We start from the raw sequence: 17,888 nt of genomic DNA, 5'->3' as shown, positions 1-17,888 counted from the left end.
ATATCACGACTTTAATATCAATATGCAGCTCTTATCACTATTCACTCACAAACCTGACATCTGCCGCCATGCCTGTTAGTAAATTTAAGATTATATTTTATAAGGTTTTGCTATCTTGTATTTTCGAGATTTTCTACTGCTGCCCTCTCGATTGCAAGACACTTTGTATATTTCTCGATAAATTCATCAAATCCTTTTACATCCTCAGGGTCAGGTTCTACAACCTCACCGTGCTGGTTTGCAAATACTTCATTGCTTAAGTAATCCTGAAGTGACTGTCCGTCTTTCTTGTTTACCATATATGATGCAAGAATTGCAATTCCCCATGCTCCACCTTCGCCTGCTGTCTCCATTACAGATACAGGAGTGTTGATGGCACCTGCAAGAATTTTCTGACCTACACCTTTTATAGTAAAGTATCCGCCATGACCAAAGATTGAGTCAACCTCAACTTTTTCCTCTTTAAAGAGAATGTCAAGACCTGTCTTTAATGCACCGAGTGCCGTGTAGAGCTGAACTCTCATAAGGTTTGGAAGATTGAATTTTGCATTTGTCTCTCTTACGAGTAACGGACGACCTTCTTCAAATCCTGTTACATGCTCACCTGAGAAGTAGTTATAAGCAACGATTCCACCGCCGTCTTTTTCTGCAAGTAATGCCTGTTTAAATAACTTATCAAAGATTTCCTCAGGAGCTACTTCTATTCCCATGAGTTTTGAATACTCGCTAAAGAGGTCAACCCATGCGTTTATCTCTGATGTACAGTTGTTACAATGTACCATTGCTACTGCATCTCCTACAGGAGTTGTAACCATATCAATCTGTCTGTAAGCTTTTTTAAGTCTGTTTTCAAGAACTATCATTGCAAATACTGATGTTCCTGCTGAAACATTACCTGTTCTTACCTTAATACTATTTGTTGCCACCATTCCTGTTCCGGCATCACCTTCCGGAGGGCAAACTCTTGTACCAGCCTGAAGTTTTCCTGAAACATCAAGTTTCTTTGCTCCCTCTTCCGTAAGGACACCTGCGTCTTCACCGGCTGAGAGAACACTCGGAAGAATATCTTTAATTTTCCATGCAAATCCTTCCGGAGCAACAAGTTCATCAAACTGACCCAGCATATTCTCGTCATAATCACCTGTTGTGCTGTCGATAGGGAACATTCCTGATGCATCACCTACACCGAGGACTTTCTTTCCTGTAAGCTGCCAGTGGATATATCCTGACAGCGTTGTAAAGAAATTTACATCTTTAACATGAGCTTCTTTATTTAAGACTGCCTGATAAAGATGTGCAATACTCCATCTCTGTGGAATATTGAAATCAAATACCTCAGTAAGCTTGTCACTAGCTTCAGAAGTGATAGTATTTCTCCATGTTCTAAATGGTACTAAAAGAGTATCATCTTTATCAAATGCCATATATCCGTGCATCATTGCACTAAATCCCATAGCACCGATTTTTGTTATCTCTGCGTCATATTTTTCTTTAACTGTTGCGGCAAGTTTGCTGTAGCAGTCCTGAAGTCCTGACCAGATGTCATCAAGGCTGTATGTCCATACACCGTTCTCATATTTGTTTTCCCATTTGTGTCCGCTTGTAGCAATGAGATTGTTGTTTTCGTCGATAAGAACTGCCTTTATCTTTGTTGAACCAAACTCAATACCAAGAGCTGTCTTTCCACTTTCAATTATATCTTTCATTAACTTTTCTCCTCCTGCTTTTATGCTGTTTTATTTGTCTGTTTGTCATAATTTATATGGTATTTACCTACTGATGCTGCGTATTGCTTTTTTTGTACTGCAGCATATTATTTTTACTTCTGCACACATTTTATGTGCATAGCGTGCATTATAATATATTCCACACTATCTGCTCTCTAACGGTAAACAATATCACCGAGCATAAGATCTCTCTTGAAATCTCTGATATTTGTATCTTTATTTATAACGACTGCTTCTATTCCCATCATTGCTGCCCAGTCACACATCTGCTCAGCAGTAAGGTCATATGTAAATGCCGTGTGATGTGCACCACCTGCAAGTATCCATGCTTCTGCTCCTGTATAAAGGTCCGGTTCAGGTGTCCAGAAGTTTGTTGCAGTAGGAAGCTTAGGCATAGGCTTCTCTGTCTGCTTGCACTCTACATCGTTTATAATAAGTCTGAAACGGTTTCCGAGGTCGATAAGTGATGTTGCGATACCGTGGCCGTTCTTCGATGTAAATACAAGTCTTGCCGGATCTTCTCTGTCGCCCATTGAAAGAGGCTGGCACTTAATCTGGATAGGACCCTCTGAGATTGACGGACAAATCTCAAGCATATGAGCTTCAAGTATTCCCTCTTTACCCGGTACGAGATTATATGTATAATCTTCAAGCATCGATGTTCCTTTTGCATCTTTCATGCCTGCTGTCATGACTTTCATAAGGCGAACCATTGCTGCAACTTTCCAGTCACCCTCTGCTCCAAATCCGTAACCTTTTTCCATAAGTCTCTGGATAGCAAGTCCTGGAAGCTGCTTAAGTGCACCGAGGTCTCCAAAATGTGTTACGATTGCCTGATAATTTTTTTCTTTTAAAAATCTCTCAAAACCGATTTCTATCTGAGCCTGTACTGCCACATGTTTTCTAAATTCTGCAGGATCTCTGCCCTCAAGAAGAATATCATACTTATCATAATATTCATCGACGAGTGCATTTGTATCTGACTCTGAAACTGCTGCTACCGCATCTGCGATCTCATTTACCGGATAAGCATCTACTTCCCAGCCAAATTTAAGCTGAGCCTCTACCTTGTCACCCTCTGTAACAGCAACATTTCTCATGTTGTCAGCTACACGCATAACTCTGATATGGCTGCTCTCAACAACACCGACTGCCGTTCTCATCCATGAACCAATCTTTTCCTGTACTTTCTCATCTGACCAGTGTCCGACAACAACCTTACGCTCAATCTTCATGCGTGATACGATATGACCGTACTCTCTATCACCATGTGCTGCCTGATTTTCATTCATGAAATCCATGTCTATCGTGTCATATGGGATTTCCATATTGAACTGTGTATGCAGATGAAGTAAAGGTTTTCTGTACTCCTGAAGTCCTAATATCCATGATTTTGCAGGTGAGAATGTGTGCATCCATGTGATAACACCTGCACAATCAGGGTCATTATTTGCATCGTTAAATGTTTTTCTTATAAGTTCATTTGTAATAAGAGTTGGTTTTAACACAACCTCAAAAGGAAGTTTTCCTGAAGCATTTAAAGCCTCTACAATCTGTTTTGAGTGAGCTGCTACATTTGCGAGACACTCATCACCATATAAATCCTGTGAACCGGTACAAAACCAAAATTTATAATTTCTTACTTCCATTCTACTTCTCCTTTTCCTCTCGATATTTTTTCCTAAAATAATTTAGTTTTTTCTTAACACCATACTAATAATACCTTAAAAAAAACATTTAATCAAGTAAAATATGGTTTTTTAGTAACAGTTCAGCTATAAAAAGACTATTCTGTTACTGTTTGTAAATTCATCACTCTTTCTTTTTCTCTTTAACAAGTGCAAATACAGCCTGAAGAACTATGAAGAAGCAAAGCAGTGCTGATATTGCGATACTTGACCATGATGAAAGAAGTTTTCCGTTTGTATTTACAAGTGTATCAATAGTACCTTTGATAAGTACACCGAACAATGTACCGATAACATTTCCGACACCACCTGTAAGAAGCGTTCCACCGATTACTGATGAAGCGATGGCATCCATCTCCATGAATTTTGCCTGTGCAACGAATCCACACATACTGTTCAGACAATATAATATTCCACCGATAGAACAAAGCAATGAAGATAACATATACGCTTTCATCTTTGTCTTTTTAACATTTAATCCCATAAGTTTTGCTGATGATTCACTTCCACCTACAGCGTAAAGAGAACGGCCAAACTTTGTGAATTTAAGGATTATGAATGTTATGACAACTACAAGAAGTGCGATGATAACAGGCATTCTGATGAAAGGGTTCATCATAACACCGTGTCTATTAGTGTAACCGCCAAATGGAAGCTGAAGTTTCCAGTCTGCCCATTTTGCAAATGTTTCATTACTAATGTTTACCATATCAGTTGTGATAACGGCTATCATACCTCTTGCAAAGAACATACCTGCCATTGTTATAATAAATGGCTGGATGCCGAGCACACCGATAAGAAATCCCTGAACGGCACCAAACACAAGACCGATTATCAATACAACCGCTATAGCAACAACCGGACTCCATTTAAGATTTGTCATGCCGTATGCCATTACCATACAGTCAAGTCCGACAAGTGAACCTACCGAAATGTCGATACCTCCGGTAAGCATTACACAGGTCATACCGCAGGCTACACATATAAGACCTGCATTTGTTATAAGAAGATTTAACAATGTCTGGAAATGTCCGAAACCTTTATCTTCATATATAACACAACCTATTCCGTACATAACAATAAAAAGAACTATCGTAATGAGCAATAAAAGATTATTGCCTCCAATTTTTAATTTATTTTTCATTTCGCAACAGCCTCCCCTCCGGTAGCACCAGCTTTGCGTGCTTTTCTATTCTTCATATAACTCTGGATTGCAGGAGCCTGTATAACAACGATTATAACAATAACAATAGCTTTAATAACAGGAGCCTGCTCAGTCTTTACACCGAAAGCAAGAAGCGTTGTAGAAAGTGCCTGTATCGTATATGCTCCGATGATAGAACCGGCAAGTGAGAATTTACCACCCGCAAGACTGTTACCACCAAGTGCTACGGCAAGGATAGCATCCATTTCAAAGTTAAGACCTATGTTGTTTGAGTCAGCCGAATAAATTCTCGATGATGCAACAGTTCCAGCAATACCTGCACCAAGACCACATATTACATAACATAAGAAAATGATAAGTCCTGAATTTATACCCATAATCCTTGCAGCCTTTGGATTTATACCAACAGCCTGTATATACATTCCCAGTGCCGTCTTTTTAAGAAGAAGTGTTGCAAGTATAACACATATAGCCGCTACAAATATAGGTGTAGGTATCGGGCACTCCCAGCCTCCTATATGCCAGAAGTTTCCAAGATATTTATACTGTTTTACATGAACATATGTATTCTGGTTGTTGCTTACAACAAGACCTACGGCTCTTGCAGCCGTATAGAGTACAAGCGTCGCTACCATCGGCTGAACCTTAAGATTTGAAACCATAAAACCGTTGAAGCATCCGCAGACACCACCGATAAAGATTCCAAACAGTACACCGAAGATGATAGGCATCTTAACAGATGAAGCTGAATTTACTCCATATCCTACAAGTGATGTACAACAGCAGGATGCAACAAGTGCCATTACCGAACCTACTGATATATCAGTACCCGCTGAAACAGCAATGGTAAGTGTCATTCCTATTGCAAGTATCGCAATCTCACTACCTCTGTTTGCAATATCTATAAGTCTTCCATACAATACTCCGTTGTTTATTGAAATCTGTAAAAAACTTGGTGATTTGATAACATTCACAAGTATCACCACCAGCAGACACACGGCAGGAAAAAACAATTTACTTCCCGTGCATTTTTTCCAAAACGAGTTCTTCTCCTTACTCATCCTTGTCACCTCCCGCAATAGCTTTCATGATAGAATTCTGTGTCATTTCATCATCAATCTCTCCAACTTTGACACCGTCTCTTAAAACGACCATTCTATCACATGTTCTAAGCATTTCTTCAATCTCAGATGAGATAAATATTACAGCCTTGCCTTCTTTGGCAAGTTTGATTATAAGTTTCTGTATCTCTGTTTTTGTTCCTATATCAATACCTCTTGTAGGCTCATCGAGAATAAGAAAATCAGGATTTGTGGCAAGCCATCTACCGAGGATTACTTTCTGCTGGTTACCACCTGACAACTGGCTTATAGGAACTTCCATACTAGGTGTTTTAACCTGTATTTCCTTTATATATTTGTCAGCAATCTTTTCCTGCTCTGATCTTGGCAGAAGTCTGAACATTCCACGCTTTGCCTGAACCGCAAGTATCATATTTTCCCTAATTGAAAGATCTGCGATAACACCTTCAGCCTTTCTGTCATCCGGCAAAAATCCCATGCCAAGCTTCATGGCATCTATAGGTGAATTTATTTTAGCTTCTTTTCCTTTTACCTTAAGAGTACCACTCTGCGATTTGTCGGCACCATAGATAACTCTGGCAAGTTCGCTTCGTCCTGAACCTAAAAGTCCGGTAAGACCGATAACTTCTCCTTTGTGTATAACAAGATTGAAAGGTTTTATCTTTCCTTTGTGTCCAAGTCCTTTTGCATCAATGATAATCTCATCCTGTACCGAACTCTCCGCCTCTTTAATAGAAGCTAAATCATCAAAGTTCTTACCCATCATCTTTGCAACAAGTTCTACTCTTGGAAGCTCTGCAACCGGATATTCTCCGACCAGCTCACCATTTCTAAGAACGGTTATCATGTCACATACTGCATAAACCTGTTCAAGGAAATGTGTTACAAAGACAATTCCTACACCTTCTTTTTTCAACCTAAGCATCATCTTGAACAGCTTCTCAACCTCGCTGTCATCAAGCGAAGATGTAGGCTCATCAAGAATAAGAACCTTTGAATCCATATCCACGGCTCTCGCAATGGCTACCATCTGTTGCAATGCAACCGAATAATTTTCAAGAGCAACAGTAACATCAATGTCTATATTAAGATCATCTACTATCTTCTGTGCCATCTTGTTCATCTTTTTCCATTGGATAAGTCCAAGAGCATTTCTTGGCTCTCTTCCTATAAAAAGATTTTCTGCAACCGTAAGGTTAGGACAGAGGTTTACTTCCTGATAAACTGTTGCGATTCCTTTTTCCTGTGCCTCCTGCGTTGAATGATTTACGACAGGTCCATCAGTCCCGTCAACTCGTATCTCACCGGCTTCAAAGTCATATACACCTGTAAGTACCTTTATCAATGTCGATTTACCTGCACCATTCTCACCCATCAGGGCGTGTATCTCTCCTTTTCTAAGTGTAAAATCAACACCGTTTAAAGCTTTTACTCCGGGAAATGTCTTATTTATGCCACGCATAGTTAAAACTTCATTTTCCTTCATCTACACTGTCTCCTTTCATGTCTTTTTTGAGAACATATGAAAATTTCAATATTCATATCTTCTTAAAAATTTTCATATATTTTCAAAATAATAAGAGAATCCGGTTTTAGCACCTTAATTTGGTCTAAACTAGTAATACTATACCGTCATGAATGCTGTTCGGATTCTCTTACATTTTGTTTTATATGCTTAAATCAGTTCCTATACCTGCACCGTATTGTTCAAGCATCTGTGTACTTAGTCAACACATTCAAATCGCAAACATATTTTAGTATGCACGCTCTTTAAGAACTTTGTCATCAACAACTGTCATAGTAATTTCTTTTCCTTCATCTGTCTTGAATGATGAAACTGTGTCATCACAAGCGAAGCATGCTTCATCAACATATACTTTCTGGTTGTCAGGTTTTCCACCGTCCTTAATCTTTTTGATGATGTCCTCTAGATATGGAGCTGCAAGTGGGTTACACTCAAAGTCTGCATTGATAGAGCCTTCTTTTACATTCTTAAGACCTGCGTTTGTAGCATCAAATGAGATAATGATGATATCTCCATCCTTGCCATATGTCTTACCTGCTGCCTTTAATGCATCGATAGCACCGAATGCTTCGTTATCATTCTGGCATACAACTACATCAATATCTTTGTATGACTTAAGATAAGACTCCATAATCTTCTGACCACCATCCTGTGTGAAGTCACCGTCCTGCTCATCAAGAAGATTCCAGCCATTTGCCTCAACATATTTGTTGAAACCTTTTGTACGACCAATCTGTGCTGAAGAACCATTTGTACCTGCGATAGTTACAATGTTTACTTTGTCTGTCTTCTTCTTAGCTTCAAGATATGCTTTAAGCCAAGCACCTGCTGACTCACCCTCTGCTGTGAAGTCTGAACCTACCCAAGCCGTGTAAAGACTTTCATCAACTTTGATGTTACGGTCAATAACGAGTACCGGGATACCTGCATCTTTTGCTTCTTTTAATACCGTATCCCAACCGGTCTCAACAATAGGATCAATGATTATGTAGTCAACTTCCTGCTCAACGAAGTTTCTGACTGCCTCAAGCTGGTCTGCTGATTTGTTGTCACAATCAACAAATGAAAGATTATATCCATTTTCTTTAGAAAATGTTGAACGACAAGACTCTGTACTTGCTGTACGCCAGTCCGACTCATGACCAACCTGTGCAAAACCGATAGAGATAAGATCGTCTGATTTTGATGAACTTGAACTTGCATCTTTTGATCCTGAACTTGAACCTCCTGCTGACTCTCCTGATGATCCGCACGCTGTAAGTGAAAATACCATTGCTGCTGTAAGTGTTGCTACTAAAGCTTTCTTCATTCTCATAGATTGCTCCTCCTTTATTTTGATCGTTTTTTTCAACGATTTATTTTATATATCATATATTAGTCAACATTAACACAAAAGTCAACCCTTTTTTGTTTTTTTGCACACTTTTGTGCATTTTTTTGATAACAAATTATTTCCGACATTGTTTTTTAAGATACATATTCACTATTTTGCACATATTTTCACTTTTATTTTGTGCACTTTTAAATTTTATCTGATTTTCATTTTTCATTTTCACTATAACCTATTTATGCATTTTGAATAAATAATATATTTTTTTACACTCATTTTATATGAATTTCTCACACTTTTTCTAACATAATACAATCTCGATTATTAAATCTTAAAATTCAAATTTTATATATCATATTTTGTTATTTATTTGTATTCTTCTTTCCACATAAAAAAATACAAATAAATTGCAAAACTCTATAATATGTAGTACAATGATGTCAGGGTCAAAAGTAGATAGCAATGCATGTTTATATGCAAATTGCTATCTACCGGCTAGACCCACCAAACATCGACAATAAGAATGGAGGTGTTTGCATGATTGCGAAAATTGCGTAGCAATGAAGCAATCCGGAGCATCAAGCACTAAACAGGAGGAGGCAGATATGCCAGCCAAATATTTAAAAATAGCAAACAAACTTCAGGAAGATATTTTTCAGGGTCTTTACAATGAAACCGGTTTTCTTCCTACCGAACTTGAAATTGCGGCAAGTAATAATGTCAGCAGACAGACTGCGAGAAACGCTCTTGCCGTCCTTGTATCCAATGGTCTTATAGAACGTCGTCAGGGCAGTGGTTCACGCATAGTAAAGCAAAAGAAAAATTCAAAAAGCAACAGCGTTGCCGTCGTTACTACTTATATAAATGATTATATCTTTCCAAATGTGTTAAAAGATATACAGCACAGTCTAAGCAAAAAAAATTATGCTGTTTATGTGTATGCGACACAAAACAGAGTTGACGAAGAACGAAAGATTTTACAAAAACTTTTACAATTAAACATTGACGGTCTTATCATGGAAGGGTCAAAGACCGCTCTGCCATCGCCAAATCTTGATCTTTATCAGCAATTTGAACAGCGTGACATTCCCATCATATTTATATATGGAAACTACCCTGCATTATCAGACCATGTTTCCATAACAGATGATAATATCGGCGGCGGATACCAGCTTACCAATTATCTCATAAATAAAGGCCATACAGACATTGCGGGAATTTTTAAAGTTGATGACCTTCAGGGACACGGCAGATACAGCGGCTATTTAAAAGCTCTTACCGAAGCAAATCTTCGTTTTTCCGATGACAATATCCTATGGTTTGACACTGTTTCGAGAGAACGGCTTTTAAGAAATGAAAATAATTTTCTTGAGGGATTTGTAAAAACCGTAGTTCCAAAATGCAGTGCTGTTGTGTGCTACAATGACGAGATAGCTTATCATCTCATACAACTGCTTATGCAAAATGGTATAAATGTCCCAAATGATATTGCCATAGTCAGTTTTGATAACAGCCAGTTAAGCGACCTGTCACCGATAAAGATAACCTCTCTTGCACACGGTACAAGAAGAGTCGGACAGAAAGCGGCAATGCAGCTTCTAAATCTTATAGATAAAAAGGAAGTCCTCTCCGAAAGCGTCTCATGGACACTGGTTGAAAAAGAAACAAGTTAAAACCCAAAAAAGCAAATACTACTACAGAAATGGAGAACACTTATTATGATAAAAACTAATATTATAAAGAAAATCACGGCACTTTCTGTTTCCTGTACCCTGTCTGTTGCATTACTCGCAGGATGCGGCAATTCAGATAACTCTCAAAAAGATACAACGGCAAAAGTTTCAGATAAAAAATCTGAGACAGCCACCCCCGCACCAGATACTTCTTCACCGGTATCAGATGTACCCGCAAAGAAAGTTTATACAGTAAAAAGTTATAATGTATATAATGAAAAAAATACACTCGACCATTATTATAATTTTGATTACGAAAACAACAAGTTAAAAAAAATTGAAGGCTATGATAAAGAGGGACTCGGCATCACATACAAAGCCGAAATTGATGCTAACGACAATCTCACTTCTTTTTCAAGTTTTAACGCAAAAGGTGCAAAATCAGATTATTATAAAATGATACTTTTTGACAATGGTATGTTAAAATGCGAACACCGTTATTCCCCAACCGATGAAGAATTGTATAAATACGATTATACTTACAATGACAATAAACAAATCGATACAAAAACCGGATATTCAAACGGAACAAAAGAGTCGGGCAAATCCGGATATACATATGACCAAAAAGGTAATCTTATCCAGCAGACTAACTATTCAGTAAAAGGAAATGCATCATCATATGTAAGATACAAATATCACAAAGGCAGGATTATATCTGAAAAATATTCTTCAAAAGAAGGTAAGATATATTATATATATAAATACGATTACAATAAAAAAGGACAGCTCATTTCAATTACAAACTACGATAATAAAAAATGTAAAAAACCTGTTTTAATCACAAAATATAAATACAACAAAAAGGGCCTAAAAACTGATGAATATCGTTATGACCCAAAAAACAAACTTGAAAAACATATAAATATCAAATATACTTCCATAAAAGTACATAATGATAATTTCTGGTACGGCGACTGGGTTTTAAACCATATTTCTGAATAAAAAATGGCAAAACCAGCGTTTTGCTCTGACATCCCACTACTTTACGGGCATTTTCCTATACTTTAAACAAAATAACGGTTCACACTTAAAATCAAGATGTGAACCGTTATTTTTATTATGTGTTTTAAAGAATCTTCTGATATACTTATTTATCAAACTCTTTTCCGGTAAGAAGAAGATATGCTTCTTTGTACTTGTCAACAGTCTTTTCAACAACCTCGTCAGGAAGCTTATAATCGCTGTCAGGATTTTTCTTAAGCCAGTCCCTTACAAACTGCTTGTCAAATGATGGCTGTCCCTGTCCCGGCTTATAACCCTCTACCGGCCAGAATCTTGAACTGTCAGGTGTGAGCATCTCATCACCGAGAACTACTTTTCCGTTCTCATCAAGACCAAACTCAAATTTTGTATCAGCTATGATGATACCTTTTTCTGCCGCATAATCTGCACATTTCTTATAAAGGCTGATAGTGCAATCCTTAATCTGTTTTGCATAATCTGCACCTTTTCCGGGATAAAGCTTTTCAAGTATTTCTACTGACTGCTCAAATGTAATATGCTCATCATGGTCTCCAAGGTCTGCCTTTGTTGTTGGTGTATAGATAGGCTCTGGAAGTTTATCTGACTCTACAAGACCCTCAGGCAGCTTGATACCGCATACCGTACCATTTTCTTTGTAACTCTCCCAGCCACTTCCCGTAATATATCCACGAACAATACACTCTATAGGAAGCATATCGAGTTTCTTGCACATCATGCTGTTTCCGTCATATTTTTCATTCTGGAAAAACTCAGGCATATCTTTTACATCAACTGAAATCATATGGTTTGGAAGAATGTCCTTTGTGAAATCAAACCAAAACTTTGACATCTGTGTAAGTATTGCGCCCTTTTTTGTCACTTTATTCTTCAAGATAACATCAAATGCTGATATTCTGTCTGTAGCAACAATAATAAGGCTGTCGCCATTGTCATAAACCTCGCGTACTTTACCTTCTTTGATCGGTGAAAATTCCTTCATTGTGTATGTCCTCCATTTGTTTTGTGATTATTTGTAAAAATTGCTTTTCAACGATTTAATTATTCTTAACAACCTGTTATCAAATATAAGTTTTTGCAACAACAGCTTATGTTTAAAAACATTTTGTCATTAGAAATAACTTATTTCTATTTTAGAATACAAACTCCACTTTGTAAAGAGACAAAATCACAACAATAAACATATCTGTAACAGTTCAGCCTTGCATTTAATAAATTCATAAACCTGCCAGCAAGCTGTCAGCCGCTGCTACGCAGCTTATGTTTATTTCAAAAATCCTCAAACAGGCTGTCAGCTATTATCACGCATAACTGAAAAATTTTTCTAAAATTTTCTCCAGATATATTTGGTCATATATTCCCATAGTCTCCCTTGAAGAATGCATCGCAAGAACAGGTACACCCACATCAAGCATCCTCATAGGAATATTTGCAACCGTTATTGTACCTAATGTACTTCCTCCCGGAATGTCTGAACGGTTCACAAACCTCTGGCACTTTATATTATATCTGTCACACAAGCCTTTAACAATTCCTATGACAACCGGATCACTTGCATAGCGTTCTCCTGCCGAAGTCTTTATTCCAAATCCATGATTGAGCAAAAGTTTGTTGGTAGGGTCATTTTTTTCCGGTATGTTCGGATGTATTCCGTGTGCTACATCCACCGACAATCCTACGGCATCTGCCAGTGCACACTCTGCAGTTTCCTCATCATATCCGAATTTTCTAAATATCCTGTCTATAATATTCCTTATTATGACAGAACCTGCCCCCTGTTTTGTACCACTGCCAACTTCTTCGCTGTCATATATCACAGCCATGTTGAACCCATCATCCGGTACATTGCTTTTTATGCCTTTCACACAAGCCTGAACTGATGTCATATTATCAAGTCTTCCTGCCGAAAATAACTCTCCGTTTAATCCAAGAACGCACGGTGTCTCAACAGGATACAAAAACATATCATAGTCAAGAATATTTTCAGCTCCAACTCCTGTATTATCCGCAAGGTATGTCTCCCAGATATTTTTTTTATCTTTTATATCTGTCGTTTCTGACAAAGCCATAATCGGAATCATGTCCTTCTGTCTGTTTAACTCCACTCCTTTGTTTATCTCACGGTTCATATGAATGGCAAGATTTGGAATAATAAACAATGGTTGTTTAAAATCTACGAATCTGACTTCCGGCTTCATAATGTCATCCGTCTTTATTATAACCCTGCCCGCTGCAGATAACGGTCTGTCAAGCCAGGTATTTAAAATTGCACCTCCATAAACTTCAACATTCATCTTTATGTAACCGTTTGATTCCATCTGACAGTCAGGCTTTACTTTAAGACATGGAAAATCTGAATGTGCTGCCGCAAATCTGAAATTTTCACCCTGCCAGTTTTCTCCGACACAAAAAGCGGCAATAGTAGAATCGTAGACATTTACATAATACTTTCCGCCTTTTTTAAGCTTCCATTTTCTACCAAGAAAGAGCCTTTCAAAGCCTGCTTCGTCAAGTTCTTTCATAACATACAATACTGTATGAAACGGTGATACCGATGACTCAATGCGTCTTTTTAGCTCATCCGCTGTTTTATTATCCACTGTGCTTTCCTCCTAAAGCCTGACAAAAATCTCAGTTTCTTTTTTCAGATCTTCAGCTATCGCCTGATTTTCATTCATTTCATTTGAAATAATCTCTATATCGGCAGCAAGATCCTGAACACTGTCTGCTGTTCCATTTACTCCCTGTGCACCTTCGTCAATAGCATTACTTATTGAATCAATAGCTGTTGCTATCTGTTCCACCGTATCTTTAAGCGTCTCCGTTTTTTTGTTAAATTCGCCCATAGCTTCTTCGATATATGTAGCATTATCACGATATTCCGTACCTGCTTTGACAAATGTCGAAAAATCTTCCATGATAGACTCATTCAGATACTCTATAAGGTCCTGCGAATGTCCCGCAAGGCTGTGTACAGCTTCAACTATAACAGTATTTATTTCCTGAATATGACTTGCAGTGTTTCTGCTTGCATCAGCAAGATCACCTATCTCGTGTGCAACCACTGCAAATCCTCTTCCGACTTCTCCTGCTCTGGCTGCCTCTATCGATGCATTAAGTGCAAGCAGATTTGTCTGCTGAGCAATATTCAAAATATCTCCCGTCAAATCATTTATCTTGTCAATACTCTTGCTGTCTTCTATAGCTTTATTAAGTTCTGACAATATAAGCTCTACTTTTTCTTTTGTCACATCCATATTTGTCTGAGCCATTTTTTCCATTTTTTCAGCGTGCTCTTTCATTTCAACTGAATAGTTGTTTATCTCTGAAGATCTGTCAGCAATAACAATAACATCCTGATTTACTGATGCTGCATTATCATTAATCCTTGCTGTGTCACTTCCTATCTGTGTCATCGTTGCAGCAAGTTCTTCCGTAAGTGATGAAAGGTCTGACACACTATTATTAGAACGATGTACTCTCTCTGAAACTTCACCTGCAATCTTATCCATATTTTCAGAACTTCCCGAAACCATACCAAGTATGCCTTGCAATCTCTCTATAAAAGCATTGATACCCATTCCAAGAGCTGAAATCTCATCATCAGACTGTACGGTAATCCTCTTTGTAAGGTCACCTTTTCTTTCATCTATATCATTGATAATATCATCAATTTCTTTTTTACTCTTAACAATAGGTGATATTATCTTCCTCTGTACAACAACTGCTGCAAACAAAAATGCAGCAACACATATTGTAATACTGACAATACTTGTCACCAATGCTGACATATAACCTTTTTGCAATGTAGTTTTAGCTTCCTGAGATGACTTCTTTGCATCTTCTATCATCCTGTTTATCCCGGAATACATTGCCTCTGAAGAATCTTTTAATTTGCCGTTTGCTATAGCAAAGGCAGCTTCATTTTTAGTATCTGCACTGAGTGCTATCATTGTAGCTATCGAATCCTTAAATACAGCATATTTTTTAACTATATTATTATATACACTTTCCTGACCTGTTGAATATTTTTTCAATTCATTTATCTTCTTATCAAGCTGTGTTTTTTTTATATTTATAATTTCAACATAGTTTATCATAGAATTTGAATCCGTTGCAACAATGTGCGACAATCCGGCTGCATGAATATCCTTTGCAATCGCCTCAATATCTGATAGTTCTGCAATACCTACAAGATATGTATCCGATATAACTGTTGCTTTTTTATTAACCTGTCTTATATTATGTTCAGATACAATATTGGATATAACTGCTATCAATCCCAGTATTATAATAGGAAGATATACCCAAAATCTGATACTTGACCTAATTTTACTTTTCATAAAACAATTCCTCCTTTTTTTCACGCTGCAAAACGCATCCATATTTGCTTATTGTACAGTCGATGCATTTATCTGTTTTACAATCTTATCAAGATAATTTTGAAGATTTCCACTTATTGAATTGTTTGCTAATGCTTTTCCAAGATTTGAGGAAGGCGTCCAGAAATTTCCCCCAAGTCTTTGCAATTCTGAATATGTCTGCTGTGCAAGTATCGCCTGAACTGCCTGGGATTTTTTTATCTCATCCGCCTTACCTGCCTTTATATTTGAAGGTCCCTGTCCTCTCATCTCAAATCTCAGCTTCTGATTATCCTCATTTGATATGTATTGTGCAAGCTTATGTGCCCACTCTTTATTTTTTGAATATGGATTTACACCAAGCATCTTATACCCAAAATATGTAGACATCTGTACTTTTTTTCCGTTACAGTTGTATGCAGGAAGCATTGCCGCTGCATAATTTTTACCATACATCTTCTTTATAGCCGCTTCATCCCAGATACCGCTGACACACGCAATAACTTTGCCTTTCTTTATACCGGTAAGCCAGTCGGTTGTATTTTCAAATCCCTTGTTTTTTCCAATTCTTATAAGCGAATTAGCAACATCCGTTCCTTTAATTTGATTTTGCGTTGAATTCCAGTTACATGAATTTGTAACTCCATCTTTATTTAATTTAACCTTAAGTCCGGTCTGACCATAAAACGCATAAAGATACCAGCCTGATGTCCAATCCATTGCAAATTTTTTATTATTTTTTGCCGCAATAGACAATATCCTGTCAAGACTTTTTACATCAGAGGCTTTTAAATATTTCTTATTATAATACAAAAAATATCCATTATCTGCAGTTATAGGATATCCATATATGGTATTATTGACTGTAACTGCCTTTACTGCTGATGCAAGATTTTCATTTTTTACAGTATCTGCATTTTTAACCGGGTCAGCGGCTCCGCCTGCTGCTATCGCACTTATATCACCATCCGTAGTTGTATATACATCTGCACCTTTAAGTACATTTCCAAGAAGATTTGATCTGCACTCACCCTCGACCATATCTTTATGTATAATGGAAATATCCGCTTCTGAACTGTGTTCTTTTATAAAGTTGTCTGCTACTTTCTTTAAGTACTCCCTGTCCTCTGCTCCTGCCCATACAGTTAATTCAACCTTTTCAGTTTTTTTCTTACTGTCATCTGCTGCACTATTGTTCTTTGCATTGTCCGGTCTGCCCGAACATCCTGTAAGCATACTAACAGCCATCAATGCTACAAGCATTCCAGCTAATATTTTTTTTCTCATAAAATATTTCCTCCTGCTAAATCTTATTATTTATTTCAAGCTGCCTGATGAATTGTTTAATCTTTTCCGGATCTTTGCCGCTGCCACTGTCATATTCAACACCTGAAGATACATCAACCACATCCGGATTAACCAGTTTTACAGCTTCTCTAACATTTGAATCATTTAAACCTCCGGCAAGTATAAAAGTTTTGGCATCACGCTTTATGTCATTAAGAATACTCCAGTCAAAAACTTTTCCACTTCCGGGAACTGCTGCATCGAACACATAACCCACTATTTTGGCATTATTTTGATATTTGTGTATATTTTTTATGTCCTTTATATTAAATGCCTTAAAAACCGGTTTGCTTATTTGTTCCAACAGCCTGTCTTTAATCTCACCATGTATCTGGACATAGTCAAATCCTGACCCATTTATCTGCTGTATCTCGCTTTCATCCGGTGATACAATAACAGCTACCTTTTTTATATTTTCATCAAGTTCTGCCATTATCTGTTCCGCTTTTTCTATACTTATATTTCTTTTGCTCTTTGGAAAAAACAAAACAAATCCGGCAAAATCAACCTTGTTTTTATTTAGATAGTCTGCTTCTACTGTATCTGTAAGGCCACAAACTTTTACCAAAACAGCTCTATTATCTTTCAAAACAATACTCCCCCTAAAAACTCATATTTATCTATATTATATAGATAATTTAAAGTGAACGATATGTTAATTTAATAAAATTATACCCGATTTTACCAATAAAAGCAATTTTTATTAACAAAAACAGTATATTTATAATTAAACAGTTCAGCCTTTCATTTATAATTCAACTTGATAATTTTCTTTAGAGAACAGTTTTGATTTTATGAAGATTACAATCAATGCATTAACTATTACTATAGATAATCTGATATTTTTATTTTTTTTAAATCTGACCCTTTAGAAACCACAAAAATTATATTATGATTTTTTAGGTTTTAGATTCGCAATGCTAATCTTAAATCTCTACTACACAAA

At 37.1% G+C, this 17,888-nt stretch carries 13 protein-coding genes; 2 read left to right on the top strand and 11 right to left on the bottom strand.

The annotated features are described in order from the left end of the window. Positions 1 to 110: 110 nt before the first annotated feature. The 6 genes from DW721_RS01225 to DW721_RS01200 form a co-directional block, all read right to left on the bottom strand. Positions 111 to 1,706 carry an FGGY-family carbohydrate kinase gene (locus DW721_RS01225; protein WP_118744537.1) on the bottom strand — a complete coding sequence of 532 codons (1,596 nt, stop codon included), beginning with the start codon at positions 1,704 to 1,706 and terminating at the stop codon, positions 111 to 113. A 176-nt stretch (positions 1,707 to 1,882) separates the two neighbouring features. Beyond that, the gene (gene araA / locus DW721_RS01220) at positions 1,883 to 3,376 is read right to left on the bottom strand and encodes an L-arabinose isomerase (protein ID WP_022015143.1); all 1,494 of its coding nucleotides are present in this window, start codon (positions 3,374 to 3,376) and stop codon (positions 1,883 to 1,885) included. Between the two features lie 163 nt (positions 3,377 to 3,539). Further along, on the bottom strand, positions 3,540 to 4,559 hold the full coding sequence (locus DW721_RS01215) for a monosaccharide ABC transporter membrane protein CUT2 family (protein ID WP_022015144.1): 1,020 nt from the start codon (positions 4,557 to 4,559) through the stop codon (positions 3,540 to 3,542). Continuing rightward, positions 4,556 to 5,641: an ABC transporter permease gene (locus DW721_RS01210; protein ID WP_022015145.1), complete on the bottom strand. Its 1,086-nt coding sequence runs from the start codon at positions 5,639 to 5,641 to the stop codon at positions 4,556 to 4,558. The genes DW721_RS01215 and DW721_RS01210 overlap by 4 nt, the downstream gene beginning before the upstream one ends. Then, positions 5,634 to 7,148: a sugar ABC transporter ATP-binding protein gene (locus tag DW721_RS01205; protein WP_022015146.1), complete on the bottom strand. Its 1,515-nt coding sequence runs from the start codon at positions 7,146 to 7,148 to the stop codon at positions 5,634 to 5,636. The genes DW721_RS01210 and DW721_RS01205 overlap by 8 nt, the downstream gene beginning before the upstream one ends. A gap of 268 nt (positions 7,149 to 7,416) precedes the next feature. Then, entirely contained in the window at positions 7,417 to 8,502 is a 1,086-nt protein-coding gene (locus DW721_RS01200; protein ID WP_022015147.1) for an ABC transporter substrate-binding protein, read from the bottom strand. Positions 8,503 to 9,122: 620 nt separating this feature from the next. On the opposite strand from DW721_RS01200, the gene DW721_RS01195 reads away from it, so the two are divergent. Together DW721_RS01195 and DW721_RS01190 are read left to right on the top strand one after the other, a co-directional pair. Next, positions 9,123 to 10,190 carry a GntR family transcriptional regulator gene (locus tag DW721_RS01195; protein ID WP_118744831.1) on the top strand — a complete coding sequence of 356 codons (1,068 nt, stop codon included), beginning with the start codon at positions 9,123 to 9,125 and terminating at the stop codon, positions 10,188 to 10,190. A 45-nt stretch (positions 10,191 to 10,235) separates the two neighbouring features. Further along, positions 10,236 to 11,195 (top strand): hypothetical protein, encoded by a 960-nt coding sequence (locus DW721_RS01190; RefSeq protein WP_118744536.1) that lies wholly within the window; start codon positions 10,236 to 10,238, stop codon positions 11,193 to 11,195. Positions 11,196 to 11,340: 145 nt separating this feature from the next. Here the strand turns inward: DW721_RS01190 and DW721_RS01185 are convergent, their stop codons facing one another. From DW721_RS01185 to DW721_RS01165, 5 genes are all read right to left on the bottom strand, one after another. Next, positions 11,341 to 12,216 carry a phosphoribosylaminoimidazolesuccinocarboxamide synthase gene (locus DW721_RS01185; RefSeq protein WP_022015408.1) on the bottom strand — a complete coding sequence of 292 codons (876 nt, stop codon included), beginning with the start codon at positions 12,214 to 12,216 and terminating at the stop codon, positions 11,341 to 11,343. Between the two features lie 319 nt (positions 12,217 to 12,535). After that, the gene (locus tag DW721_RS01180) at positions 12,536 to 13,834 is read right to left on the bottom strand and encodes a M18 family aminopeptidase (RefSeq protein WP_118744535.1); all 1,299 of its coding nucleotides are present in this window, start codon (positions 13,832 to 13,834) and stop codon (positions 12,536 to 12,538) included. Between the two features lie 12 nt (positions 13,835 to 13,846). Next, positions 13,847 to 15,577, bottom strand: coding sequence for a methyl-accepting chemotaxis protein (locus tag DW721_RS01175; protein ID WP_182436163.1), 1,731 nt, complete (start codon positions 15,575 to 15,577; stop codon positions 13,847 to 13,849). Between the two features lie 48 nt (positions 15,578 to 15,625). Continuing rightward, a complete protein-coding gene (locus DW721_RS01170) occupies positions 15,626 to 16,882 on the bottom strand; it encodes an extracellular solute-binding protein (protein WP_118744533.1) in 1,257 nt (418 codons plus the stop codon). A gap of 16 nt (positions 16,883 to 16,898) precedes the next feature. Next, on the bottom strand, positions 16,899 to 17,531 hold the full coding sequence (locus DW721_RS01165) for a phosphoribosylanthranilate isomerase (protein WP_055944146.1): 633 nt from the start codon (positions 17,529 to 17,531) through the stop codon (positions 16,899 to 16,901). Between the last annotated feature and the right edge of the window lie 357 nt (positions 17,532 to 17,888).

The sequence above is a fragment of the Clostridium sp. AM27-31LB genome, assembly GCF_003480745.1.
GTDB lineage: Bacteria > Bacillota > Clostridia > Lachnospirales > Lachnospiraceae > Butyribacter > Butyribacter intestini.
Note: the sequence above shows the minus strand (reverse complement) of the source record. Positions and strands in the feature narration are given on the sequence as shown.

Excerpts from the sequence above, each read along its gene's own strand:
- araA (WP_022015143.1), bottom strand. The coding sequence starts at position 3,376 with ATGGAAGTAAGAAATTATAAATTTTGGTTTTGTACCGGTTCACAGGAT.
- DW721_RS01175 (WP_182436163.1), bottom strand. The coding sequence starts at position 15,577 with ATGAAAAGTAAAATTAGGTCAAGTATCAGATTTTGGGTATATCTTCCT.
- DW721_RS01210 (WP_022015145.1), bottom strand. The coding sequence starts at position 5,641 with ATGAGTAAGGAGAAGAACTCGTTTTGGAAAAAATGCACGGGAAGTAAA.
- DW721_RS01215 (WP_022015144.1), bottom strand. The coding sequence starts at position 4,559 with ATGAAAAATAAATTAAAAATTGGAGGCAATAATCTTTTATTGCTCATT.
- DW721_RS01200 (WP_022015147.1), bottom strand. The coding sequence starts at position 8,502 with ATGAGAATGAAGAAAGCTTTAGTAGCAACACTTACAGCAGCAATGGTA.
- DW721_RS01170 (WP_118744533.1), bottom strand. The coding sequence starts at position 16,882 with ATGAGAAAAAAAATATTAGCTGGAATGCTTGTAGCATTGATGGCTGTT.
- DW721_RS01195 (WP_118744831.1), top strand. The coding sequence starts at position 9,123 with ATGCCAGCCAAATATTTAAAAATAGCAAACAAACTTCAGGAAGATATT.
- DW721_RS01225 (WP_118744537.1), bottom strand. The coding sequence starts at position 1,706 with ATGAAAGATATAATTGAAAGTGGAAAGACAGCTCTTGGTATTGAGTTT.
- DW721_RS01190 (WP_118744536.1), top strand. The coding sequence starts at position 10,236 with ATGATAAAAACTAATATTATAAAGAAAATCACGGCACTTTCTGTTTCC.
- DW721_RS01205 (WP_022015146.1), bottom strand. The coding sequence starts at position 7,148 with ATGAAGGAAAATGAAGTTTTAACTATGCGTGGCATAAATAAGACATTT.
- DW721_RS01185 (WP_022015408.1), bottom strand. The coding sequence starts at position 12,216 with ATGAAGGAATTTTCACCGATCAAAGAAGGTAAAGTACGCGAGGTTTAT.